The organism is Aminobacter sp. GW821-FHT11F06, from assembly GCF_058808215.1.
Genome location: NZ_JBXARL010000003.1, coordinates 524,044 through 548,981, shown reverse-complemented (window position 1 = coordinate 548,981; position 24,938 = coordinate 524,044). Strand labels below are relative to the sequence as shown.

Annotated in this window: 13 protein-coding genes; 6 read left to right on the top strand and 7 right to left on the bottom strand. The window is 63.9% G+C overall.

The window, feature by feature from the left end; translation table 11 throughout:
- Positions 1-178: 178 nt before the first annotated feature.
- From AC1RTB_RS10495 to AC1RTB_RS10475, 5 genes are all read right to left on the bottom strand, one after another.
- The gene (locus tag AC1RTB_RS10495; protein ID WP_492881463.1) at positions 179-1,336 is read right to left on the bottom strand and encodes an ABC transporter permease; all 1,158 of its coding nucleotides are present in this window, start codon (positions 1,334-1,336) and stop codon (positions 179-181) included.
- Between the two features lie 12 nt (positions 1,337-1,348).
- A complete protein-coding gene (locus AC1RTB_RS10490; protein WP_492881464.1) occupies positions 1,349-2,383 on the bottom strand; it encodes an ABC transporter permease in 1,035 nt (344 codons plus the stop codon).
- Between the two features lie 104 nt (positions 2,384-2,487).
- The gene (locus AC1RTB_RS10485; protein ID WP_492881465.1) at positions 2,488-4,140 is read right to left on the bottom strand and encodes an ABC transporter substrate-binding protein; all 1,653 of its coding nucleotides are present in this window, start codon (positions 4,138-4,140) and stop codon (positions 2,488-2,490) included.
- A gap of 264 nt (positions 4,141-4,404) precedes the next feature.
- Positions 4,405-8,577: a translocation/assembly module TamB domain-containing protein gene (locus tag AC1RTB_RS10480; protein WP_492881466.1), complete on the bottom strand. Its 4,173-nt coding sequence runs from the start codon at positions 8,575-8,577 to the stop codon at positions 4,405-4,407.
- A gap of 5 nt (positions 8,578-8,582) precedes the next feature.
- Complete coding sequence (locus AC1RTB_RS10475) at positions 8,583-10,517, bottom strand: autotransporter assembly complex protein TamA (protein ID WP_492881467.1); 1,935 nt, start codon at positions 10,515-10,517, stop codon at positions 8,583-8,585.
- 281 nt (positions 10,518-10,798) lie between these two features.
- On the opposite strand from AC1RTB_RS10475, the gene AC1RTB_RS10470 reads away from it, so the two are divergent.
- From AC1RTB_RS10470 to AC1RTB_RS10445, 6 genes are all read left to right on the top strand, one after another.
- Complete coding sequence (locus tag AC1RTB_RS10470; RefSeq protein WP_492881468.1) at positions 10,799-16,270, top strand: alpha-2-macroglobulin family protein; 5,472 nt, start codon at positions 10,799-10,801, stop codon at positions 16,268-16,270.
- 168 nt (positions 16,271-16,438) lie between these two features.
- Positions 16,439-18,535 carry a penicillin-binding protein 1C gene (pbpC, locus tag AC1RTB_RS10465; protein ID WP_492881469.1) on the top strand — a complete coding sequence of 699 codons (2,097 nt, stop codon included), beginning with the start codon at positions 16,439-16,441 and terminating at the stop codon, positions 18,533-18,535.
- Between the two features lie 781 nt (positions 18,536-19,316).
- Positions 19,317-20,345, top strand: coding sequence for a sulfate ABC transporter substrate-binding protein (locus tag AC1RTB_RS10460; RefSeq protein WP_492881470.1), 1,029 nt, complete (start codon positions 19,317-19,319; stop codon positions 20,343-20,345).
- An 18-nt stretch (positions 20,346-20,363) separates the two neighbouring features.
- A complete protein-coding gene (gene cysT / locus AC1RTB_RS10455) occupies positions 20,364-21,215 on the top strand; it encodes a sulfate ABC transporter permease subunit CysT (protein WP_492943809.1) in 852 nt (283 codons plus the stop codon).
- Entirely contained in the window at positions 21,208-22,092 is an 885-nt protein-coding gene (gene cysW / locus AC1RTB_RS10450; protein ID WP_492943789.1) for a sulfate ABC transporter permease subunit CysW, read from the top strand. Before cysT ends, cysW begins: the two co-directional genes overlap by 8 nt.
- A 12-nt stretch (positions 22,093-22,104) precedes the next feature.
- A complete protein-coding gene (locus AC1RTB_RS10445; protein ID WP_492877328.1) occupies positions 22,105-23,157 on the top strand; it encodes a sulfate/molybdate ABC transporter ATP-binding protein in 1,053 nt (350 codons plus the stop codon).
- Between the two features lie 56 nt (positions 23,158-23,213).
- Here the strand turns inward: AC1RTB_RS10445 and AC1RTB_RS10440 are convergent, their stop codons facing one another.
- Positions 23,214-23,732 carry a universal stress protein gene (locus AC1RTB_RS10440; protein WP_492877330.1) on the bottom strand — a complete coding sequence of 173 codons (519 nt, stop codon included), beginning with the start codon at positions 23,730-23,732 and terminating at the stop codon, positions 23,214-23,216.
- 21 nt (positions 23,733-23,753) lie between these two features.
- Positions 23,754-24,926, bottom strand: coding sequence for a Gfo/Idh/MocA family protein (locus tag AC1RTB_RS10435; RefSeq protein WP_492877332.1), 1,173 nt, complete (start codon positions 24,924-24,926; stop codon positions 23,754-23,756).
- Positions 24,927-24,938: the final 12 nt, after the last annotated feature.

Sequence of the window (24,938 nt, the reverse complement as noted above, 5' to 3'; positions counted from 1 at the left end):
CGGACATCTCCCCCTCAAGGGGGGAGATTAGCAGCTTCGGCCCCGCTCCAACTTCGCAATGGCGAAGGAAGATTCCAAGCCGCGCAGATGACAGCCTGATCTCCCCCCTTGAGGGGGAGATGTCCGGCAGGACAGAGGGGGGTGCGAAGGTGCTAATTCGGGTCAGCATCGTCTGCCCTCAATCCTTCATCGATTGTTCGCGTAGCGCATCGGCGAGAAGGTTGAGGCCGAGCACGAAGGACATCAGCGCGATTGTCGGCGGCAGTGCCGGGTGGATGAAGGAGCGCAGAAGGCGGCTGGCGTCCTTGATCGCGGTGCCCCAGTCGGGGCTTTCGGGGGCGAGGCCCAGGCCGAAATAGCCGAGCGTGCCGAGCAGGATCGTGGTGTAGCCGATGCGCAGGCAGGCATCGACGATCAGCGGCCCGCGCGCATTGGGCAGGATCTCCCACAGCATGATGTACCACGGCGTCTCGCCACGCGTCTGGGCGGCGGCGACATAGTCGCGCGTCTTGATGTCCATGGTGAGGCCACGGACGATGCGGAACACGCCCGGGCTGGAGGCGAAGACGACGGCGACGAAGATGTTGAGCTGGTTGGGATCGATGTGGACGATGCCGAGCGGGTCGGCATTGAAGACCAGCCCGGCATAGACCCAGCCGCCGATCAGAAGCGTCAGCCCAAGCAGCAGGTAGATGCGCTCGGGCCGGCCCTTGAAGCGGGTGTAAAACAGCGTCGAAAAGAAGATGATCGGAAACAGGAAGAACACGCCCGCCATGGCGTAGGGGATCGGCGTGTCCATGATGCCGGGTGTAACCAGCAGGTAAAACAGCAGGATCACCGGGAAGGCGAGCACGAGGTTGGCGAGGAACGACAGGAAAGAGTCGATGCGCCCGCCATAATAGCCGGCAGGCAGGCCGAGCGTGATGCCGACCATCAGCGCGAAAGCGGTGGCGGCGGGCGCGATGATCAGCACGATCTGGCTGCCATAGACCATGCGCGAAAAGACGTCGCGGGCGAGCTTGTCGCCGCCGAAGAGGTAGATCTGCTTTGACGCCGGTTCGACAGCGCCGGGTAGCGCGTCCTTCATGATCGCGATCTGGGCGAGTGGATCGAACGGCGCGACCTTGGCCGCGAAGATCGCGGTGAACAGCCAGAAAAAGCAGATCGACACGCCCGCGATGCCGACGCCTGAATCGTAGAGCTGGCCGTAAAGGCCGAGATGCTTGCGGAAATTGAAGCTGGCGATCAGGACGATGGCCATGGTCAGCCACACCGGCCAGAAGCGGGCGAGCACGCCAAGGAAAGTCTGGAAGGCGCCGATATATTCGATCTGCATGCGGCCGTCTCCCTACTGAACGCGGATGCGCGGATTGAGGTAGGCGTAGCCGACATCGGAGATCAGCTGGGTGATCAGCACGATGAAGACGGAGACCAGCGAGCAGCCAAGCAGAAGGTCGATGTCGTTATTGCCGGCTGCTTCGACAAGCGTGTAACCAAAGCCCTGGTAGCGGAACATCACCTCGACGATGACGACACCTGTCAGCAGCCACGGAAACTGCAGCATGATGACCGTGAAGGGTGCGATCAGCGCATTGCGCAGCGCGTGCTTGACCACGACATTGCCGAAGCTCAGGCCCTTGAGCCGGGCGGTGCGGATATATTGCTGGGTCATTACCTCGACCATCGAGGCGCGCGTCATGCGGGCGATGTAGCCGATGCCGTAGATGGCGAGCGTCATGACCGGCAGGGTGAAGTTGTAGAAGGTGATGCCCTGGCTGGCCGATGCCGCCGAGCCGTTCAACCAGCCAAGCCATGAGGCGAAGATGACGGTGAAGATGACGCCCGAGACATATTCTGGCGTGGCTGTCGTTGCGATCGAGGCGATGGACAAGGTCCGGTCGGTGCGCGAGCCCTCGCGCATGCCGGCCAAGATGCCGATCAGAAGCGCTATGGGCACCATGGTTACCAGCACCCAGAACATCAGGATGCCGGTGGCGCCAAGGGCGGGGAAGAGTTTTATCGCGACGGGTGTCTTGAATTTGGTCGAGCAGCCGAAATCGCCTTGCAGGATGCCGGAATAGGTCGGCACCGCAGGCTCGTTGCAGAAGCGGAAGCGCGGTACGGCCTGGCCGGTGGTGGGGTCGATGTTGGGCTGCTTCTGGACGACGCCGAGCCACTGGCCGTAGCGGATGAAGAAATTCTGGCGGTAACCATTGCGCTGCAGCCAGCTTTCGAGCTGGTCGGATGTGGTGCGCATCTCGGTCTGGCTGATCGCCAGCTTCCTAAGGTTGGGCTCGAGATTGATGAGGAAGAACACCACAAGCGTCAGGCACAGCATGGTGAGTGCCATGGTGCCGAGGCGGCGCGATATGAAAGATAGCATTGGCGTCCCCTGCCTTTGTGGGTTTGGGGTCCGTGGTGGCGATCAACCCTATTGCGGAAGGAGGGAGGGGCGAAAGTCACCCCTCCCTGATTTATGGCTCAGCCTCACGCCTTGAGCCAGACCTTGCCGTAGTCGTGTTCGAAGGTCGGGTGCATGCCCCCGCCTTGGACGGCAGCGACAGAGTGATTGTAGAGCTTGCGCCAGAACGGCTGGATGATGATGCCGGCATCCTGCAGGATCTGCTCGATGTCCTTCATCATCTCCTTGCGCTTTTCGACGTCGGCCACAGCAAGTGCCGCGTTGAGCTTCTTGTCCCATTCCGGGTTGGACCACGCACTCTCGTTCCATGCCTCGCCGGTGCGGTAGGCAAGCGCCAGAACCTGCACACCAAGTGGACGCATGTTCCAGTTGGTCATCGAGAACGGGTACTTGGTCCAGTCGTTCCAAAAGGTCGAGCCGGGCAGAACGGTGCGCTTGACCTTGATGCCGGCCTCGCGCATCTGCGCGGCGATCGCATCGCCGGTGTTCTTGTGCCAGTCCTCGTCAACGGTGATCAGCTCGTGCTCGAAGTCGGCCTGGCCGGCCTCGGCCATCATCGCCTTGGCCGCGGCGATGTCGCGGACCTGCTTTGGCAGCTCGAAATATTCCGGATGGATCGGCGCGACATGGTGGTTTTCCGCCGGCGTGCCGGCATTGCCGTAGCCGAGCTGCAGCACGACCGCGTTGTCGACCGCCTTGTGCAGCGCCTGGCGCACCTTCTGGTCGTCATAAGGCTTGTTGTTGACGTTGGTGCGGGCAACGATGGTGGCCGCGGTAACGACTTCCGACTTCACCAGGCCAAGGCCGTCGAGGATCGAGACATAGTCGGCGGAGGTCTCGAAGTTGGTGTGGACTTCGTTGGCCTCGAAGGCACTGACCATGGCGGCCGGGTCGGTGCCGTAGTCGATCAGCTCGACGCCGTCGAGATAGACCTCGCCGTTCCACCACTTGTTGTCGGCGCGGCGCTTGTAGACCACCTTCTGGCCGACATCGTAGGAAACGAGTTCGAACGGGCCAGTGCCGATCGGGCAGGCTTTGAAATCGCCGCCCTTCTCGTCGAAGGACTTGTGCACGATGAGGCCGGGATAGTCGGTCAGGTTCGGGATGATGGCGATATCGGACGAGGTCAGCTTGAGCTTGACCGTCATGTCGTCGACTTTTTCGACCGAGCCTTCGCGCAGCTTGCCGGTCTTTTCGTCGGCCAGCGAGCCGAGGCGGCCGGGCATCGAATTGCCTTCGGCACTCTTGTCGGCCCAGCGGGTGAAGTTGAAGATCACGTCGTCGGCGTTGAACGCATCGCCGTTGTGCCAGGTTACGCCCGGGCGGACGTGCAGGACATATTCGGTGGCGTCGTCGTTCACTTCCCAGCTGGCGAGCAGATAGGGCTCGAAGGTGTATTTGTCGGTGTATTTGACCAGCGGCTCGATGGCCTGGCGCTCGGCGTTGGCGATTTCGGACCAATCCGCCTTGCGCGGATCCTTGGGGTCCTTGATCCATTGCGCGACTTTCAGCACGCCGCCCTTGGTCGGCGTTTCCTGCGCCAATGCCTCGGTCGGCATGGCAAGGCCAATCATGCCGTAGGCCATGGCGGCGGAAGCGCCGAAGGTGGTCGCCATCGCGAGGAATTCGCGACGGTCCATCTTGCCGTCGACGACGGCACTCGCCAGCTCACGGATGTGGCCGGGAACAAGATCAGAGTTGCTCTTGTAAAATGTCATTTCCGTCTCCCATTGAATTGGCCTGCAACGTTACAATTCCGCATCCATTACCCGTTGTCAAAACGGTTGGACGTCGTCGTTCCCTGAGCCAAGTCTGCAATTTTGAGAGGGGAGCAGTTCGCGCGATAGCGACAAAGTTGGCGCAAAAATGGTAATGCGCGCCGGATTCATCGGAATCTTCGTCGTTGCTAATTTACTCATGTTCCGACAATCACCGACAGTCCCACGACACAGTGGTGATGTCAGAAGACGCGATGGGTGATCTCAGTATTCGCGTTCGTAGAAGATGCCGCCCTTGGCTTCACCTGCGTCGGTGGCCTGGCCGCGCAGCTTGACGCCACGGCCGACATTGAGGTCGATGGTGGCCTTGCCCGAACCCGGCTTGTCGCCCGCCTCGATTGACAAATAGGTGCGGTCGTTCAGGTACTTGCCGACAGCAACTGACGTGTCGCCCTGGTCGTTCGTCCTGACGTCGAGATCATCGACGCCGAGCGTGGAGCGCAGGCTCGACAGCAGCGAGGTGGAGCCGCCGATACCGGCCATCTGGGCAGCGGCGTCGGCCAGTTGGGCGATCTGCAGGGGCGACAGATTCGACATCGAACGGCCAAAGATCAGCCGCGCCAGCACTTCGTCTTCCGGCAGTGCCGGCACCGAGGAGAAGGCGAATTTCGGGTTGTTGGCCTCGCCGGTGACGGTGATGGTGACAGTGGCGTCGCCAGCGGTGGTCTCGGCGGCAAAGTTGATCGTCGGCACCAGCGAACCAGAGAAACCGACCGAACCTCTGACGAAATTGAGCCGCTTGCCCAGGATGGAGAGCCGGCCGCGCTTGAGCGTGAACTCGCCGACGGCCTGCGGAGCCGCGGACGATCCCGACAGGCGCAGCGTGCCGCCGAGTTCGGCGTCGAGGCCACGGCCCTGGACGAATATCTGGCTGGGCGCGTTGATGGTGACATCGAGCGTCAAAGCGCCGGTGCCGCCGCTGGCCTTGGCCGGTGGGCGCATCGCCTCCTGCTGGGCGACAACCGCCTTGGGCGCGTTCTTGTGCTTGACGTCAACAGCGGTCAGAGAACCCGGGAATTTTTCGGGAATGCTGATGACCGTGCGGGCAAGGTTGATGGTGCCTGAAAGCACTGGTGCCGTGGTCAACGGACCCTTGATGGCGATGTCGCCGCCGAGATTGGCAGTCACCACGCGGCCATCGGTATAGCGGCCGTCGGTCAGCTTGATGGCGATATCGGCGGGAAAGCCGCTGGCCGCGTCGGTGCCGACGGTACCGCTGGCCGTCAGCGTGCCGCCGGTCGACAGCGCCCCGGTGAGCCGGTTGATGCGGGCGACACCGGCGGCGATGCCAACGTCGAGATTGATGTCGTTGATGGCGATGCCCGACTGCGCGATCAAAAGCCGCGCCCCGGACGAACGCACGCTGCCGCCAATGACAGGCGACGTCGCGGGGCCACGCACCTGGACATTGACGTCGGCAGAGCCGGTCAGCGCCATGCCCTGGGCTGCCAGCGTGCGGGTGAGGAAGGCAAACGGCACAGGGCCGGCGAAATCGAGATCGAGCGCGACCGGCGCATTGGTGACGACAGTGCCGCCGCCCTTGAGCGCCAGGCCTGATCCGTCGCCGATGGTCGACTGGAAGGTGAGCCGGCCGCCGGCAAAGGTGCCGGTGGAGCCGATGGTCATGGCACCGAAGCCGGCCCCCGTGGTCTGCGAGGTTGCCGCACCCGCAATGTTGAGGTCGTAGCCGACAGTCGGGTTCGCCGCCGCACCCGAGACCTTGACCGTGCCCGAGATCGAACCGGCAGCGCCGAGGCCGGGCGAGAAGGAGTTGGCAAGCGATGCCGGCACACCGGCAAGCGTCGCGTTGAGATTGAGTGCCGAACCGGCGGTGCCCGAAATCGTTGCCGTGCCGCCACCGAGATTCAGCGCCAGCCGATCAAGCGTCGTTGTGCCGTTCGCGATCGAAACTGTGGTGGGGTTGGCAATGGCAGCACGGATGCCGCGCATGGTCGCCTCGCCTGAGGAAAGCTCGATGGTCGTCACGCCACCGGCCAGCTTGACGCGACCGGCGGCCTTTGCCGGAATGTCGGCGACGGTTGCGCCACCAGAGAAGCCGGTCCACTCGCCGTCGCGCTTGAGGTCGACAGCGATGCCCGAAATGACGGTCTTGCCCGAGGTCACCGACTTGGCCTTGATCGTGCCGGAGATCGCCGGGGCCTTGAGATAGTTCAGAATGTCGGCATTGATCGCAACGTCGCTGGCGGCGAGATCGCCACGCTTGAGCGAGCCGGTGGTGGCGTTGACGGTTACCTGAGGAATGTCGCCGCTGCGGGTGAAATTGATCTTGCCGCGCACGTCGCCTTCGGCGCTTTCGAGCGCCAATGCTGCAAGCGGGCCGATGTCGGGCATGTCGATGGTGATCGTGCCAAGCGGGGCGAAATCCTTGTCCAGGACAAGATCGCCGGACAGCTTGTTTTGGCCGAGCGACAACGACAGGCCCTTGATCTCGCGTTTGCCGTCAGCTGTGCGCAGCACGGCATTGCCCTGCAGCGGCTGTCCGGCGACATTGCCGGTGAGCGCGACATTGGCGGCCGGGCTGGCCGGATCGACCTTGCCGGTCGCCGTCAGATTGAGCCCGGTGATCTCGCGCGCAGCCGCTTCGATGCGGTCGCTGGTGACGGTCAGCGAGACGTCGGGGGCTGTGCGCGCGCCCTTGGCAGTGAGCGCGAAATCAATCGCGCCCTTGGCCTGCTTGGAAAGCAGCGAGACATCGGCGAAGGAGCCCTTGAGGTCGGCGTCGATCTCGCTGCCCTTCACCCGCGCGGTGCCTTGGGCCTTCAAAGCGCCCGAGGTGAGTTCGATGGCGTTGGCGGCGAAGGCGCCTTCGGCGTCGCGGCTTGCGGTCGCTGAAAACTGCGTCCGCTCGGCCAGTGCAATGCGAACGCCAGCCGGCAGCGCGTTGGATACGACGTCGGCCTTGAGCCCAAGTTCCAGCGCGAGATCGGCCAGGTTCACCTTGGCGTTCATCTGGCCGTTGAGCGCATCGCTGCGGATGGTGCCCTCGTCGACGACGATTTGGGTCTTGCTGATCGAGCCCGCCATGTCGACGGAGACGCGCCCGGCAACCAGCGGCGCGAGTGTTGCGACATCGGTCTTGAGCTCGGTCACACCCAGCTTGATCGCAACCGAACCGCTGCGCCCGGCGATGTCGAAGGCGTCCGAATGGGCGGATGCCACGATGTCGCGCAGTTCGGTGTTGCCGGCGATGACCGAGACCAGCGAGGCGCTGAAATCGACGGCCGGAGCCTTGCCGTCACCAAGGGCGCGCAGGCTCGCGGCATTGATGGCCACCGTGATCGGCTGGGCGTCATTGCCGAGGCTGAGCACGATGGGCGCGCTGTTGGCCTTGACGTCGAGCGACAGGTCGGCGGCACCTTCGGGGTTGAGCGAACCGGCGGCGGTCGCCGTCAGGGCCCTGCTGGCAACGGTGGCACGCTCGATATCGACGCCACCTGTTGTCGTCCTTGTGCCGGCGATATCGAAGGTGGTGTTGCCGGCAAGCAACGGCTTGAGCATCGCCGGAACGAAATCCTCAAACGCGCCGTCGCCCTTGGCGGAAATGACGTTGCCCTTGTCGGTCAGCTGATGGGTGCCGGAAATGCGGGTGACGACCTTGCCGTCGACGGCGAAGGTGCCATTGCCGCTCCAGTTGGCGGCAGGCCCCTCGCCCGACACCACCAGCTCGACCGCCGGCTGATTGGGCAGCTTCAGGATGTTGGCGATGATGCCGCCGGCGGGCTCGGCCGCGCGGATGTTGAGCGCGATGCGATTATCGGCCGGCGCGAATGCGATGTCGGCGTCGACAACGCCTTCCTTGCCGTCTCGGCGCGCGATGTTGAGCTTGGTCTCGATGCCAAGCGGCGAACGGTCGGCGCGCACCATGCCCTTGGCCGCAAGTTCGGCGATGCCGGTGCCGGCAAGCGCTTCGCCCAGTGCGATTTCGGGCAGGTCGATCTGCTTGATGTCAACCGAGACCGGCAGCGAGAAACCGCTGCTGCTGCTCTGCGTCTTGGCACCGCCAGCGGGCAGCCGCGCGACTTCGATGCGGTCAACCGCGATCTTGTCGGCGCGGAAGGTGCGCGAAAACAGCGCCGAGGGCGACCAATCGACCGAAACGCCGCGCAAGGCGAGCCATGCGCCCTGGCGATCTTCGATCACCACATTGTCGAGCCTGAGATTGCCCGACCAGATGCCGTTCAACCCGCTCAGCCTGATCTTCTGGTCGTCGGTCGAGGCAACGCTTGAAATCAGCCCGGCGAGGTTTTCGCGGCCCTTGGCAGTCAGAGTGAAGACGGCCGTTGCACCGACGACGAATGCCAGAACAACGAGGACCGCGATGCGGAGGATGCGCAGGATTTTCTTCAGCATAACCATCGAGGTCAGAACGCCTGGCCGACGCCGGCATAGATGCCGTAGCTCGGGTCGCCGGGGCCGGGATTGAGTGGCACTGCCACGTCGACGCGCAGCGGGCCGAAGGGCGTGAGATAGCGGACGCCGATGCCGGCACCCGCGCGCACGGTGGAGAAATCGGGGAACGAGGTGGTCGACACGGTTCCGGCGTCGATGAACGGCACGATGCCGATCTTGTCGTTGACGGCATAGCGGATCTCGACCGAGGTCTCGGCATAAGACAGGCCGCCGGTGGGCTGGCCGTTGAGATGCGGGCCGATGCCCTGATAGGCGTAACCGCGCACCGAGCCGCCGCCGCCTGCATAGAAGCGCCGGTTGGCAGGAACGTCGTCGAGGGCAGCACCGAGGATCGACCCGATCGCGACTCGGCCAGCGAGCACGAAGCGGTTGTTGGCGCCGAGCCCGTAATAGGTCGAGCCCTCGCCCTTGAGCTTGACGAAGGCTTTGCTGTTCAGCGCATCGTAGGTCGGCTCGGCATAAGCGAGCACCCGGAAGCCGCGTGTCGGGTTCAGCTTGTCGTCGCGATTGTCATAGGCATATTGCAGCGGTGTCGAGACCAGAAGGTAGCGCTTGCCGTCGGGATTGAGCGCGTCCTCGATGTCGGAATATTCGACGGCCAGCTCGGCCGACACCGACTGCTGCTTGGTCAGCTCATAAGCGACGCCGGCGTTGCCCTTGACCGAGAAGATATTATAGGCGTCAGGGTGTTCGAACGACACCTTGGCGCTGGAGAAGAACTTCGAGGCCGGCCCGATGACGCCAGGCTTTTCGAACATGATGCCGGCATTGTAGTTGAGCTTGCTGATCTCCATCGTGTCGCCGATGCGACCGATCGAGCCACCGATCCGCAGCTTTTCGGCATGGCCAAACAGGTTGCGGTGGCCCCAATAGCCTTCGATACCAGCACCTTCGGTGGTGGAATAGCTGGCGCCGGCGCCGAAATAGCGCATCTTGCGCTCGCTGACGCGGACATCGATGGGGATCTGGCCGGTCGGATCGAGCGCAAGTGCTTCGTTGATCGACACCGAGCTGAACACTTCGAGCGCCAGCAACCGGCTGCGCGCGTCGTCGATCTCCTTGGGCGAATATTGCCGGCCGCGTTCCAGCCCGGTCATGTAAACGGTGAAGTCGCGGTCGACGGCCTCGGTGCCCTCGACAGTCGTTGCGCCGTAACCGGCGATGGGGCCTGCCGCGACGTCTAGGGTAACGTCGAGCGTGGTGGTGGCATGGTCGGCGACGATGGTGCGGCTCGTCACCTTGGCAAGCGGCCTGCCCTCTTCCTTGAGCGCGCGGACGATTTGGGCTTCCGCTTTCAGGATCGCGTCTGAACTGGCATTGCCGCCAGCGATCAGGCCGAAATCAGCACCTCGGATATTGGCGGCATCGCCCTTGAGCACGACATCGCCGAGCGTGAACATCGAGCCGGGCTGGATCGTCACTGTCACCGGGATCGGCTGCGGACCGTTGAACACGGCGTCGGGGGCGAGGTCGTCGAGCGACTTGCCGGCAATGGCGATCTTGACCACACCGTCATAGCGCGCCTTGGAAAACAGTGCGGCGACAAGACGCTCGCGGTCGTTGCGCGCCTTGGACAGCAGCCCGAGCGAACCGGAGACCGGACGGTCTTCCTCGCCCTTCAGCAGCGAGGCCTTTTCCAGTGCCTCGCGCAAATCGTCGTCGGCGCCGATGACCTCGAAGGTGACGGCATAGTCGAGCGGATCGACGATGTCGGCATCTTCATCCTTGGCCGAGCCCCAAAGCTTGATGCCAAAGATTTCAAAGGCCGATGCCTTGTGCGTTTCAACGGCGAGAATGGTGGTCGACAACAGCACAGCCATCGCCGCGCGCGGAAGCACGCGGGCGGTCGTTGATCTGTCGAATCCACGCATACGCCGCACAAACATCAAGCCAAGGTAACTCCCAATCCTAAAATTGGAATGAAGTTTCTGGCTTTTCGTAAAGCAGCCACATTCGATATGTCAGAATTCCTTGGGCGAATGAACGACATCCGCGATAGGGATTCGGGTGTTTTCATCGGGGCGATCCGCATGGCAGGGGCAATACCATGCACAGCGTCCAAGACAAGTATTAAGGTGCAGGCTTAGCCTGTAGGCTTGCCGTGTTGACTGTGCGGCGGCAAGTCTGAACATGTCGCTTTGAGCGACGATGAGGCTGTTGGAGGGACATGACGATGCGTGCGGCGCGGACTTTTCCGGTATTCGTACTTCTCTTTTTGGCCTTGATCTCGGGGGCAGCGGCCGTCGAAGCACGCCGCGTGGTGACCACCGAAAACAGCGATTATTTCGGTTTCGACCTGCGCTCGGAGCAGAATGTGACGCTCGACCAGTGCGAGACGTCATGCATGGGCGACCCGTCGTGCCGCGCCTTCACCTACAACACCAAGGCGAAATGGTGCTTCCTCAAGTCCGACTTCGCCCTCATCAAGCCATTCACAGGCGCTGTCGGCGGCAAGGTCGTGCCGGTCAATGGCGAGCCCGACATCGGCGCGCCAGCCGAACTGTCGTTCTTCCCGGCATCGATGGCCGACGAAGCGCGCCAGTACCGCCGGGCGCTCACCAACGGTTCGGTGGTCGTGGGCGAGCAAGGCCTCGCGGCGCTGACCGACGCCGGCGACAATTCGTTGCAGCAGGGCGATCCGCGCACCGCAATGCAGAAATTCCGCGCGGCGGTCGCCATCCTGCCCGACGACGCGGCGATCTGGACGCGGCTGGCGCGTGCCACGATCGCTGTCCAGCCGATCAATGGCGAGGAAACCGCGTCCCTGCAGCGTGACGCGACGGCGAGCGCCTACAACGCCTATCTTTTGTCGCGCAACGCGAAAAACCGCGCCGAAATCCTGTCGCTGCTGGCCGCTGGCCTTGACCGCCGCGACATGTTCCGGCCCTCGCTGCAGGCCTATGAGGCGAGCCTTGCGCTCGACAATTCGGCTTCCGTGCGCGCCACATACGAAGACCTCAAGGCACGGAAAGGTTTCCGCGTCGTCGAGCACAGCATTGACGCCGACACCACCTCGCCGCGCGTCTGCGCCCAGTTCTCCGAAGAGCTGGTCAAGACGGGTGTCGACTACGCGCCTTTCGTCACCGTCGACGACGCGGCGCCCAAGAGCGTCGAGGCCAAGGACAAGCAGATCTGCGTCGAGGGGCTAGAGCACGGCCAGCATTACCGCGTGACGTTCCGCTCCGGCCTGCCAGCGGCCATCGGCGAGGTGCTCGCAGCCCCGGTCGTGCTCAGTGTTTATGTCCAGGATCGGGCGCAATCGACCCGCTTCACCGGCGACAGCTTCGTTCTGCCCTCCACCGCCCGTCGCGGCATCCCTGTCGTCACCGTCAACATGGAAGCGGCCGATATGAAGCTCTACCGCGTCGGCGACCGTTCGCTGGCGCAGCTTTTGTCCGGCTACCAGTTCCTGCGCCAGCTCGACAGCTATGACGTCTCCAACATCGCCGACCAGATGGGCGAGCCGGTGTGGACAGGCCAGCTTGCAATCACAAACGAGCTCAACAAGGAAGTGACGACCTCCTTCCCGGTCGACGAGGCGCTGCCCAACCGCAAGCCCGGCGTCTATGTGCTGACCGCCCAGCCGGTTAACGACAAGAGCGAAAGCTGGGCGACCAAGGCGACACAGTGGTTCGTCGTCTCGGACATCGGGCTGTCGACCTATACCGGCCAGGATGGGCTCAACGTGTTCGCCCGCTCGCTCGGTTCGGCAAAGCCGATCGCCGATGCCGTACTGACGCTGCTTGCCCGCAACAACGAGGTCCTCGGCACAGCCAAGACCGACGCCGAGGGCCGCGCCACCTTCAATCCGGGCCTGACCCGTGGCGAAGGCGGACTGGCACCGGCTGTGCTGATGGCCAAGCAGGGCGACGCCGACTTCGTCTTCCTCGACATGACCCGCGCCGGCTTCGACCTGTCCGACCGCGGCGTCACCGGCCGCGCGACACCTGGCGCGCTCGACGTTTATGCCTGGACCGAGCGCGGCATCTACCGCGTCGGCGAAACGGTGCATGCGGCGGCACTCGCCCGTGACGACGCAGCCAAGGGTGTCCACAACCTGCCGCTGACCTTCATCTTCACAAGGCCCGACGGCGTCGAGGACCGGCGCATCGTCAGCCAGGGCGGAAATGCCGGCGGCCACGCCGTCGACCTTGCGCTATCCTCCGCCGCCATGCGAGGCACCTGGACGCTCGCCATCCACACCGACCCCAAGCAGTCGGCCGTCGCCAGCCAGATGTTCCTGGTCGAGGATTTCGTCCCCGACCGCATCGAATTCACTCTGACCGCCGACCGCAACGAGATCGCGGCCGGTGAAACCGCCGAGGCCACCGTCGACGGCCGCTTCCTCTATGGCGCACCGGCCGCTGGCCTTGCGCTCGAAGGCGAAGTGACGCTATCGACCAAGCGCCAATGGGACGCCTTCAAGGGCTATTATTTCGGCCTCGCCGACGAGCAGGAAGGCGAAGCGACCCGCATTCCGCTGACCGACCTGCCCGTGGTCGGCGACGACGGCAAGGCGACCTTCCCCGTTTCGGTCGGCCAGCTGCCCTCGACGACCCGCCTGGTCAATGCGGCACTGACTGTGCGCATGCGCGAAACCGGCGGTCGCGCTGTCGAAGAAAAGCTCGACATCGGCATCCGTCCGCAAGCAACGATGATCGGCATCCGCCCCGACTTCACGGGCGAGGAAGTGCCGCAAGGCGGTACCGCCAAATTCAGCCTGATCGCCGCCGAGCCGGACGGCAAGCGTGCGGCTCTCGCCGGTGCGCAATGGTCGCTGGTCAAGGTCGAGCGCAATTACCAATGGTACCGCTCGGGCAATTCGTGGAACTACGAGCCAGTGACCTTCACCAAGTCGGTCGCCACCGGCCAGGTCGACCTCACCGCCGAAGGCGAAGCCACCGTTTCGCTGCCCGTCGACTGGGGCCGCTACCGGCTCGAGGTCGAGACCGCCGATCCGGCGGGCCCGGCAACAAGCTACGAATTCGACGCCGGCTGGTATGTCTCGGCGACCTCGACCGAAACGCCTGATGGCCTCGAAGTGGCGCTCGACAAGGCAACCTACAAATCAGGCGAAGTGGCCAAGCTTCAGGTTTCGCCGCGTTTTGCCGGCGAGCTTCTGGTCACTGTCGGCGCTGAAAAGCTGCTGAAGACGGTTACAGCGAGCATTCCCGAAGGTGGCGCCACTGTCGACATTCCGGTTGGCGAAGACTGGGGTGCGGGTGCATATGTGACCGCCACACTCTATCGCCCTGGCGAAGCCCAGGAATCGCGTATGCCGGCCCGCGCTATCGGCCTGAAATGGCTGGCCGTCGACCCCGCCGACAAGAAACTTGGCGTGGCGCTGACGCTTCCCGAGAAGACCGAGCCACGCAAGACCCTGTCGATCCCGGTTGCGGTGACAGGGGCTGCGGCAGGCGAAAAAGCCTATGTCACGGTCGCTGCCGTCGATGTCGGCATTCTCAACCTGACCAACTACAAGGTGCCGGACCCCGAAGGCTGGTATTTCGGCCAGCGCATGCTCGGGCTTGAACTGCGCGATCTCTACGGCCGTCTGATCGACGGTTCGCTGGGCGCCATGGGCAAGCTGCGCACCGGCGGCGACGGCGCTGCCATGACCTCGCAAGGCAGCCCGCCCAAGGAAAAGCTTGTCGCCTTCTTCTCCGGCATCGTCGAACTCGACGCCAACGGCAAGGCGACTGTCGATTTCGACATTCCGCAATTCAACGGAACCGTGCGCGTGATGAGCGTGGCCTGGACCAAGACTGCTGTCGGCCACGCCAGCGGCGACGTGATCGTGCGCGATCCGATCGTGCTGACGGCCGGCATGCCGCGCTTCATGGCGCCGGGCGACTTCGCCGAGATGACGCTCGACATCACCAACACCGATGCACCGGCTGGCGACTATACGCTCGCTGTCGAGACGTCTGGGGACCTGACGACCGGCGATGCCGCCCTGCCCGAAAAAGTGACGCTGGAGCCGGGCAAGCGCCAGACGCTGTCGATCCCGCTTATGCCGCTGACGGCGGGAACCGCAGGGCTGACCATCCGTCTTGCCAACGCCGATGGGCTCGAAGTCGAGCAGGAACTGTCGTTCCCCGTGCGTCCCGGCCAGTTGCCGGTGACCACGCGCATGGTGGTGGACCTCAAGCCGAATGCGTCGCTGCGCATCGACAAGGAGCTGCTGGCCGCAAGCCTGCTCGACGATGCCCATGTCAGTGTCGGCGTGTCGCTGGCCTCAGCCTTCGACGTGCCTTCAATGTTGATGACGCTCGACCGCTACCCCTATGGCTGCGCCGAGCAGACGACCAGCCGGGCGCTGCCGCTGCTTTATGTCAGCGAACTCAGCGCCGAGAACGGCATGGCCGACGATCCTGAACTGCGCGGGCGCATCCAGGGCGCGATCTACCGCGTGCTCAACTACCAGTCGTCTTCGGGCAGCTTCGGGCTATGGTCGCCCGGTTCCGGCGACCTCTGGCTTGACGCCTATGTCACCGACTTCCTGACCAGGGCACGCGAAAAGGGCTTCGACGTTCCTCAAGGCGCGATGATGCAGGCGCTCAACAACCTGCAAAACGCCATCGGCTACGACGTCGATGTCGAGGATCGCGGCTCGGAGATCGCCTATTCCCTCTATGTGCTGGCGCGCAACAAGAAGGCCTCAGTGGGCGACCTGCGCTACTTCGCCGACACCAAGCTCGAAGCCTTCTCCAGCCCTATGGCCGTGGCGCAGCTTGGTGCCAGCCTGGCACTGTATGGTGATGGCCAGCGGTCCGAAAACCTGTTCGGCGCCGCTCTCCAGCTTGCCAAGGCGACGCCCGAGCACAACTGGTACCGCTCGGACTATGGCTCGCGCCTGCGTGACGGCGCCGCCATGCTGGCACTTGCCGCCGAGAGCAAGCCACTGCCTTCGGTGGTGCCGGCGCTGGTCAAGATGGTGGCGGCCGATCGTATTGCTGCCAAATGGACAAGCACCCAGGACGACGCCTGGATGCTGCTTGCGGCGCGCGCGCTGAAAGCCGGCAACGAGGCGATTTCGCTCGATGTCAACGGTGCCGGGCACAACGGCGCCTACTCCGAGCGTGTTGACGGGGCCGATCTGTTGATCAACCCGGTCGTCATCGCCAACACCGGCAAGGATGCGCTGCAGGCGGTGGTGACGACTGTCGCTGCCCCGGCACAGCCCTTGCCCGCCGGCGGCGACGGTTTTGAGATCGCCCGCACCTACTACCGTCTCGACGGCAGCGAGGCGAATGTGACGGAAGCGCAGCAGAACGAGCGTTTCGTCGTCGTGCTCAAGGTCACGGAGCTCAACGACTGGGCCTCGCGCATCCTGGTCTCCGACATGCTGCCGGCCGGCTTCGAGATCGACAATCCGGGGCTGGTCAACAGCGCCAATTTGGCGAACTTCTCCTGGCTGGAACAGACGGAAGCCGCACATCTCGAATTCCGCAACGACCGCTTCATCGCTGCCATGGACAGCGGCGAAGGCTCCAACCAGGAATTCACTTTGGCCTATGTCGTGCGTGCCGTGACGCCCGGCGTCTACATGCATCCGGCAGCGAGCGTCGAGGACATGTACCGGCCGCAATTCTCGGCGCGGACGGCCACAGGCATGATGGAGGTGAAGGCGCAGTAGCGCCTTCACGAATTGCCCATGTTTCGCAAATACGGCCACCCGCAGCGCCGCCCCTCACCCTTACCCTCTCCCCGTGAAGAACGGGGAGAGGGAGGCGTCGGCATTGCGGCAAGCCTCCTTCTCCCCGTCCTTACGGGGAGAAGGTCCGGCAGGGGATGAGGGGCAGCGATGCGCCCGATCGGAAAGACACCGCGCAAGCTGGCCAAGTTCGGCGCTGCAATTGCCGCGCTCAGCGCCTTCGCCGCTGCCAGCCTCTACGCCCTCGACCGGGCCTTCCCGCCACCGCTGCCGGAAAAGCTCGTGGTGTCCGCCGAAGTTGTCGACCGCGACGGCCAGCTCTTGCGCGCCTTTGCAACCCCGAGCGGGCATTGGCGCCTTGGCACAAGCCTCGATCAGGTCGACCCGCAACTGGTCAAGATGCTCGTCGCCTATGAGGACAAGCGCTTCTGGGAACATGAGGGCGTCGACGTGCTGGCGCTGGGGCGCGCGGCCCAGCAATTCGTGACCAACGGCCGCATCGTTTCGGGCGGCTCGACGCTGTCGATGCAGTTGGCGCGGCTGATCGAGCCACGGACCGAGCGCAGTTTTGGCTCCAAGCTCAAGCAGCTCGCCCGCGCGCTGCAGATCGAGCGGCGGCTGACAAAGCGCGAAATCCTCGAACGCTACCTGACGCTTGCACCTTATGGCGGCAATCTCGAAGGCGTGCGCGCCGCTTCGCTCGCCTATTTCGGCAAGGAGCCCAAGCGGCTGACCGTTTCCGAAGCAGCCCTTTTGGTCGCGCTGCCGCAGCTGCCGGAAAGGCGCCGGCCCGACCGCAACCCAGACAATGCGCAGGCCGCGCGCGACCGGGTGCTCGGCCGCATGGTGACAGCGGGCCTGCTCGGCGAAAACGAAGCGGCGCGGGCCGCCCTTGAAGACGTGACCGCCATGCGGCTGGCTCTCCCCACACTGGCGCCGCATGCCTCGGATAGCGCCTTGCGCAACCAGCCCGGCACCGACCGGCACCAGCTGACATTGCGCAAAAGCGTGCAGGAAGGCCTGGAAGTCGTGGCGCGCGAAGCAGCCACCCGGCTCGGCCCCAGAATTTCGGTCGCCATGGTGTTGGCCGACGCGATGACGGGCGAGATTCTGGGCGAAGTCGGCTCGGCCAATTTCTTCGACGCCTCGCGTTCGGGCTGGATCGACATGACCAGGACGGTGCGCTCGCCCGGCTCGACCTTGAAACCGTTCATCTACGGCCTCGCCTTCGAACAGGGACTGGTGGCGCAGGAAACGCTGATCGAGGACCGGCCGGCCGATTTCGCCGGCTACCGGCCCAGGAATTTCGACATGAGCTACCAGGGCGACGTGTCGGTGCGCCAAGCGCTGCAGCTGTCGCTCAACGTGCCGGCGATCCGCCTGCTCGACGCGGTCGGGCCACAACGGCTGACCGCGCGTTTCCGCCAGGCCGGCATTGTGCCGCAATTGCCGCCGAACGAGGTGCCCGGCCTTGCCATCGGCCTCGGCGGCGTCGGTGTGACCCTGCGCGATCTCGTCCAGCTCTACACCGGGCTCGCCAATGGCGGCCGCGCCAAGATTCTGCGCGACGGGGCGGAGGCGGCCGTCCCTACCCCTCTGGCCAATGGCACCATCCTGGAAGAGCAGGCAGCCTGGCAAATCGGCGACATTCTGTCTGGCATCAAGCCGCCGGAGGGTGCTGCCAAGCGCACCATCGCCTACAAGACCGGCACCTCCTACGGCTACCGCGACGCCTGGTCGATCGGCTATGACGGCCGCTACGTGCTTGGCGTCTGGGCCGGGCGGCCCGATGCCGGCGCCGTGCCCGGCCTGTCGGGATATGTCTCGGCGGCGCCGATCCTGTTTGAAGCGTTTTCGCGCTCCGGCGTGCCGGCCATGGCATTGCCGCGCGCCCCGGCCGGAACGCTGCGCACGGTCCGCGCCGACCTGCCGGTGACGCTCGAACGTTTCAGCTCGGCTGGACAGTTGCCCGCCGTCGCCGCAGTCACCGAACCCTCACCGCAGATCATCTTCCCGCCCGACGGCGCGCGTGTCGAATTGGGCGCGGCGTCCGCCGGGGCGGCGCCGCTGGTGCTCAAGCTCCAAGGCGGCCGCGCCCCGTTCCGCTGGCTCGCCAATGGCAAGCCGCTGACGTCGATCGAGCGCCGCCGCACCGCGACCTGGCAACCCGACGGCACCGGCTATTCGACGCTGACGGTGATCGACGCGATTGGTCGCGCGGCAAGCGTGAAGGTGTTTGTCGAATAGGTCACGAGTCGGGATCAGGAATATTGAAGCGCGCCTAAGCGCCAATTCTTCTGCGCCGACATTGGCTTCGCGACCGTCACGGCATGGATCCCCGGGATCTCCGCACTCGCTTCGCTCGCGCTCCAACCCGAGGATGACGAATGCAGACGTTGGAGATTGTCGGAAACGTCAGATGAAGCCCGTCATCCTCGGGCGGAGCAGGAGCAAAGCGAAGTAACGCCGACCCGGATGACGAAAGCATGGGACTGTCGCCAATCGCAGACGTTGGAGATTGTCGTAAACGTCAGATGACGCCCGTCATCCTTGGGCGAAGCAGGAGCAAAACGACGTAGCGCAGACCCGGATGACGAATGCATGAGGACCTCGCCAATCGCAGACGTTGGAGATTGGCGGAAACGTCAGATGAGCTCGTCATCCTCGGGCGGAGCAGGAGCGAAGCGACGTGCGGAGGCCCGGGGATCCATGCCGTGACGGTCGTGCTAGAAATGTCAGTGCAGGGTGTTTCGGGTGAAACGCAAATCCCGCAGCGTGCCCAACAAAGCACCCCTCCCGAAGCCAACCCTTGCCGCGCGCAACTCGCTCCCCTACTTCTGATTGCCGGTGTCTTCGGTCCCCGAACGACGCGGGTGTGCTTTGCGGGAATTTTTAAGCGAGCAAAAAAATTTCCGGCAGGCACTCAGCATGGCCGTATTTTGCCCATGCGGGGCTAAATACGGAACATTCAGTGCATCTAATTTCTACCAGTTCGATAGAGTAGAACCATATTCGAACGGAGGCGGAAATGACCACTTCACGCAGATCGATACTGCTCTCGGCGCTATTGGCCGGCGCGGTCCAACTCGGTGGCCTGGGCTTTGCCTTCGCCGATACAACGCTCCTCAACGTGTCCTACGACCCGACCCGCGAGCTCTACAAGGACTACAACGAAGCCTTCGCCAAGCACTGGAAGGCCGAGAGCGGCGAGACGGTGACGATCCAGCAGTCGCATGGCGGTTCGGGCAAGCAGGCCCGCGCTGTCATCGACGGTCTCGACGCCGACGTGGTGACGCTGGCGCTCGAAAGCGACATCACCGCGATCGTTGAGAAGTCGAAGAAGATCAATCCGGACTGGCGCTCGCGCCTGCCCAACAACGCCTCGCCCTACACCTCGACGATCATCTTCCTGGTGCGCAAGGGCAATCCCAAGGGCGTCAACGATTGGGGCGACCTGATCAAGGACGGCGTCCAGGTCATCACGCCGAACCCGAAGACCTCGGGCGGCGCGCGCTGGAACTATCTCGCCGCATGGGCCTGGGCCAACGGCCAATTCGGTGGCGACGAGGCCAAGATCAAGGAATACATCGCCAACCTGTTTGCCCATGTGCCGATCCTCGACACGGGCGCGCGCGGCTCGACGGTGACCTTCGCCGAACGCGAACAGGGCGACGTGCTGCTGGCCTGGGAAAACGAAGCCTATCTGGCGCTCGACGAGTTCGGCGCCGAAAAATTCGACATCGTCTTCCCGCCGCAGTCGATCCTGGCCGAGCCGCCGGTTGCCGTGGTCGACGCCAATGTCGATGCGAAGGGCAGCCGCAAGGTGGCCGAGGCCTACCTGAATTACCTCTATTCGGCGGAAGGCCAGACGATCGCCGCCAAGCATCACTACCGGCCGTCCAAGCCCGAACTGGTGCCGGCCGCCGACCTGCAGCAGCAGCACAAGCTGAAGCTGGTTTCCATCGACGATCCGATTTTTGGCGGCTGGGCAAAGGCGCAGCCCTATCACTTCGGAGATGGTGGTATATTCGACCAGATCTACAAGCCGGCCCAGTAAGGCAAAGACCAGGACGATATGACCACATCACCCGCCTTTGCGGGGTGGCGGTTCAGACAGCCGAGCGTCATTCCGGGTTTCGGATTGACGCTCGGCTTCTCGCTTGCCTACCTCACGCTCATCATCCTGATCCCTTTGTCGGGGCTCGTCTGGCGTTCGGCCTCGCTCGGCTGGGCCGATTTCTTCGCCATCGCCACCAACCGCAGGACCGTCAAGGCGCTCGAGATCAGCTTTGGCACCGCGTTCATCGCCGCCGCGATCAACGTCGTGTTCGGCACCATCGTCGCCTGGGTTCTGGTGCGTTACCGTTTTCCCGGCCGCCGCATCATCGACGCCATGGTCGACCTGCCCTTCGCGCTGCCAACGGCGGTCGCGGGCATTGCGCTGACCACGCTCTATTCGCCCAAAGGCTGGATGGGTGCGCTGTTGGCACCGCTCGGCATCAAGGTCGCCTATACGCCCTTGGGCATCGTCATCGCGCTTGTCTTCATCGGCCTGCCGTTTGTCGTGCGCACCGTGCAGCCGATCATCGAAGAGATCGACAAGGAGGTCGAGGAAGCCGCGGCCACCTTGGGCGCCAACCGCTTCCAGACCATTTCCAAAGTGCTGTTTCCCGGCCTGGCACCTGCCGTCATCACCGGTTTTGCACTGGCTTTCGCCCGTGGTGTCGGCGAATACGGCTCGGTCATCTTCATTGCCGGCAACCTGCCTTATGTCTCCGAGATCGCGCCGCTTTTGATCGTCATTAGGCTTGAGGAATATGATTATGCCGCCGCCACCGCGATTGCCACGATCATGCTGGCGCTGTCGTTCCTGATGCTTTTGATCATCAACCTCATCCAGGCGCGGACCCGCAAACGTTATGGCTGATCCTGAGCTTTACCCCGCCGACGCCTATCACGCGCATGCGTCGCTTGCCGTGACCGAGCGGCCCTTGGCGCGTGCGGCGCTGATGTTGATCGCCTTCGCTTTCCTCGCCATCTTCCTGCTGCTGCCGCTGGTGGTGGTGTTCGAGCAGGCGTTTTCGCGCGGCATTGGGCCCTTCCTCAGTGCCATCAACGAGCCCGACACCATTTCGGCGATCAAGCTGACGCTGCTTGTCGCGGTCATCTCGGTGCCGCTCAACCTGGTCTTTGGCGTTGCTGCCGCCTGGGCCATCGCCAAGTTCGAGTTCAAGGGCAAGGCCTTCCTCACCACCTTGATCGACCTGCCGTTTTCGGTGTCGCCGGTCATTTCCGGCCTGGTCTATGTCTTGCTGTTCGGCGCCTCGAGCCTGCTGGGCCCCTGGCTCAAGCTGCACGGCATCGTCATTCTGTTTGCCGTGCCCGGCATCGTGCTCGCCACCGTCTTTGTCACCTTCCCCTTTGTCGCGCGTGAACTGATCCCGCTGATGCAGGAACAAGGCACCGGCGATGAGGAGGCGGCCTTGTCGCTCGGCGCCAATGGCTGGCAGACCTTTTGGCATGTGACCTTGCCCAACATCAAATGGGGCCTGCTTTACGGTGTGCTGCTGTGCAATGCGCGCGCCATGGGCGAGTTCGGCGCGGTGTCGGTGGTCTCGGGCCATATCAGGGGCCTGACCAACACCATGCCGCTGCATGTCGAGATCCTCTACAATGAATACAATGCCGTCGGTGCCTTTGCCGTGGCGTCCGTGCTCGCCGGCCTCGCGCTTGTGACGCTTGTGCTCAAAACCCTTCTCGAGCTCCGCTACGGGGCCGAGATCGCCGCCACGCGCGGACACTGACAGAGGTCGACCATGGAAGTTCGCGTTGCCAATGTGCGCAAGGAATTCGCCAAGTTTCCGGCACTTCGCGATGTCTCGCTCGACATCAGGTCGGGCGAGCTGATCGCCCTGCTTGGCCCCTCCGGCTCGGGCAAGACCACGCTGCTGCGCCTCATCGCCGGGCTCGAGCGGCCAACCCGCGGCACCATCTTTTTCGGCGACGAGGATGCCTCCAACCGCACCATCCAAGAGCGCAATGTCGGCTTTGTGTTCCAGCATTACGCGCTGTTTCGCCATATGACGGTCGCCGACAATATCGGCTTTGGCCTCAAGGTAAGGCCGTCGGCCAAGCGCCCGACCAGGGCCGAGATCCGTCGACGGGCCTCCGAACTGCTCGACCTTGTCCAGCTGTCGGGCCTGGAAAAACGTTATCCCGCCCAGCTGTCGGGCGGCCAGCGCCAGCGCGTCGCCCTCGCCCGCGCCATGGCGATCGAACCCAAGGTGCTGCTGCTCGACGAACCCTTCGGCGCACTCGACGCCCAGGTCAGGCGCGAACTCAGGCGCTGGCTGCGCGAGATCCACGACGCCACCGGCCACACCACCATCTTTGTCACCCACGACCAGGAAGAAGCGCTCGAACTCGCCGACCGGGTCGTGGTGATGAGCCAGGGCCGCATCGAGCAGATCGGCACCGCCGACGAGGTCTACGACACCCCCAACTCGCCCTTCGTCTACGGCTTCATCGGTGAATCGAGTTCGCTGCCGGTCAAGATCGAGGACGGTGAGGTCTGGATATCAGACCGGCCGATCGGGCTTGCCACCCACGACCTGCCCGATGGCGAGGCTGTCCTCTACTTCCGCCCGCACGACATCGAACTGCTCGACGACTGCAATGGCTGCATCGCCGGCACCGTCGCCGCAAGCCGCCGCGTCGCCGGCACCCGCCGCGTCGAACTCGAAATCGGCGGCGGAAGGGAAAGGGTCGAGATTGAGTTGCCGGTCGGCCATCCCGCTGCCCAGAAAAGCCGCGTGGCATTCAGGCCAAAACGCTGGAAGGTGTTTCCGAAGGTCGCGGAACAGGCATAGCGAGGGCATCGAAGCCCGCCCTCCCCGTGCGGGGGAGGGTCAAAATGCCAGGCTGATCAGCGCACGACGAGGACCGGCGTCTTGGCGTACTGGACAACCTTGGCTGTCTGGCTACCGAGGAGCAACCGGCCAACGCCGCGGCGACCATGAGAGGCCATGACGATCAGGTCGCATCCAAGCTCCTCTGCCTTTTCCACAATGGCCTCAGCGGCTGAATCGGCCGTAACCTGGACAAGGTCGGGGGCGATGCCGATCTTGTCGGCCACTTGTTTGGCAGCCCCCAGAACCGTGTCGGCAAATTCCTTCTGGCTGGCGTCGTAACGGCGGATATCGTTGTCGCCCGCCACCCAGCCGGTCACCGTCGTACCCTGCAGAGGAAACGGCTTTGTCACGATGACGACACTGGCCTTGCTTCCGACGCTCTTGGCCAGTTTGAGGCCATGCTCGACACCTTTTTGGGCAATGATCGATCCATCAGTCGCAATAAGAACGTGGCTATACATAAAATTCCCCTTTCTCGATGACGTTGGGGAAAGTTTAGCATGTACCACCGCTAAGGTTTTGACATAGGTCAAACAGCGGCGCAGGCCACCTGACTAAAGCTTGGTCCAGGCGGCGTTCTTCTTTGACGAGCGCACGCAGGCTTCGACGAAGGCGACGCCTTCGACCCCGTCCTGAACGGTCGGATAGATGACGTCCTTGGCCGGCTTGCCGCCCTTCTTGCGCGCCGCGCGGATGGCGCGGGCCGCCTCCTGGTAGATGTTGGCGAAACCTTCGAGATAGCCTTCCGGATGGCCCGACGGCACGCGGGTGACGCGCGCGGCGGCCGCCCCGACACCGACGCCGCCACGGGTGATCAGCTGCTTGGGCTGGCCGAAAGGCGTGTACCAGAGATAATTCGGATCGGCCTGCACCCATTCGATGCCGCCCTTGGCGCCATAGACGCGCAGCTTGAGACCGTTCTCGTGACCGGGCGCAACCTGGCTTGCCCAGATCATACCCTTGGCGCCGCCCTTGAAGCGCAGCATGACATTGACATTGTCGTCGAGCAGGCGGCCCGGCACGAAGGCGTCGAGATCGGCAGACAGGCTGTCGAGCTCCAGCCCGGTAACGAAGCGGGCGAGATTGTAGGCATGCGTGCCGATGTCGCCGGTGGCGCCACCGACGCCCGACTGCTTGGGGTCGGCGCGCCACGACGCCTGCTTCTGGCCGGTGGCGGCTAGATCCTCGGTCAGCCAGTCCTGCGGATATTCGGCCTGCACGACGCGGATATCGCCGAGCAGTCCCTTGGCGACCATCTCGCGTGCCTGCCGGATCATCGGATAGCCGGTGTAATTGTGGGTGAGGACAAACACCTTTCCGGTCTTTTCGACAAGGGCGGCGAGTTTCTTGGCCTCGGCAAGCGTCGCCGTCAGCGGCTTGTCGCAGATGACGTGGATGCCGGCTTCGAGGAACGCCTTGGCGGCGGGGAAATGGATGTTGTTGGGCGTGACGATCGCCACCGCCTCGATGCCATCGGGGCGCCTGGCCTCGGCCTTGGCCATCTCGGCAAACGAGGTGTAGCTGCGCTCGGGGTCGAGCCCGATCTCGGCGGCGGAAGTTTTCGCCCGCTCCGGGTTGGACGACAGCGCGCCCGCCACCAGCTGGAAATCACCGTCCATGCGCGCAGCGATCCGGTGCACGCCGCCGATAAAGGCGCCCTGCCCGCCGCCGACCATGCCGTAGCGGATCGGCCCGCTACCGCTCTCCGATTTCGATGCACCGGCCATGTTTGCCTCCCC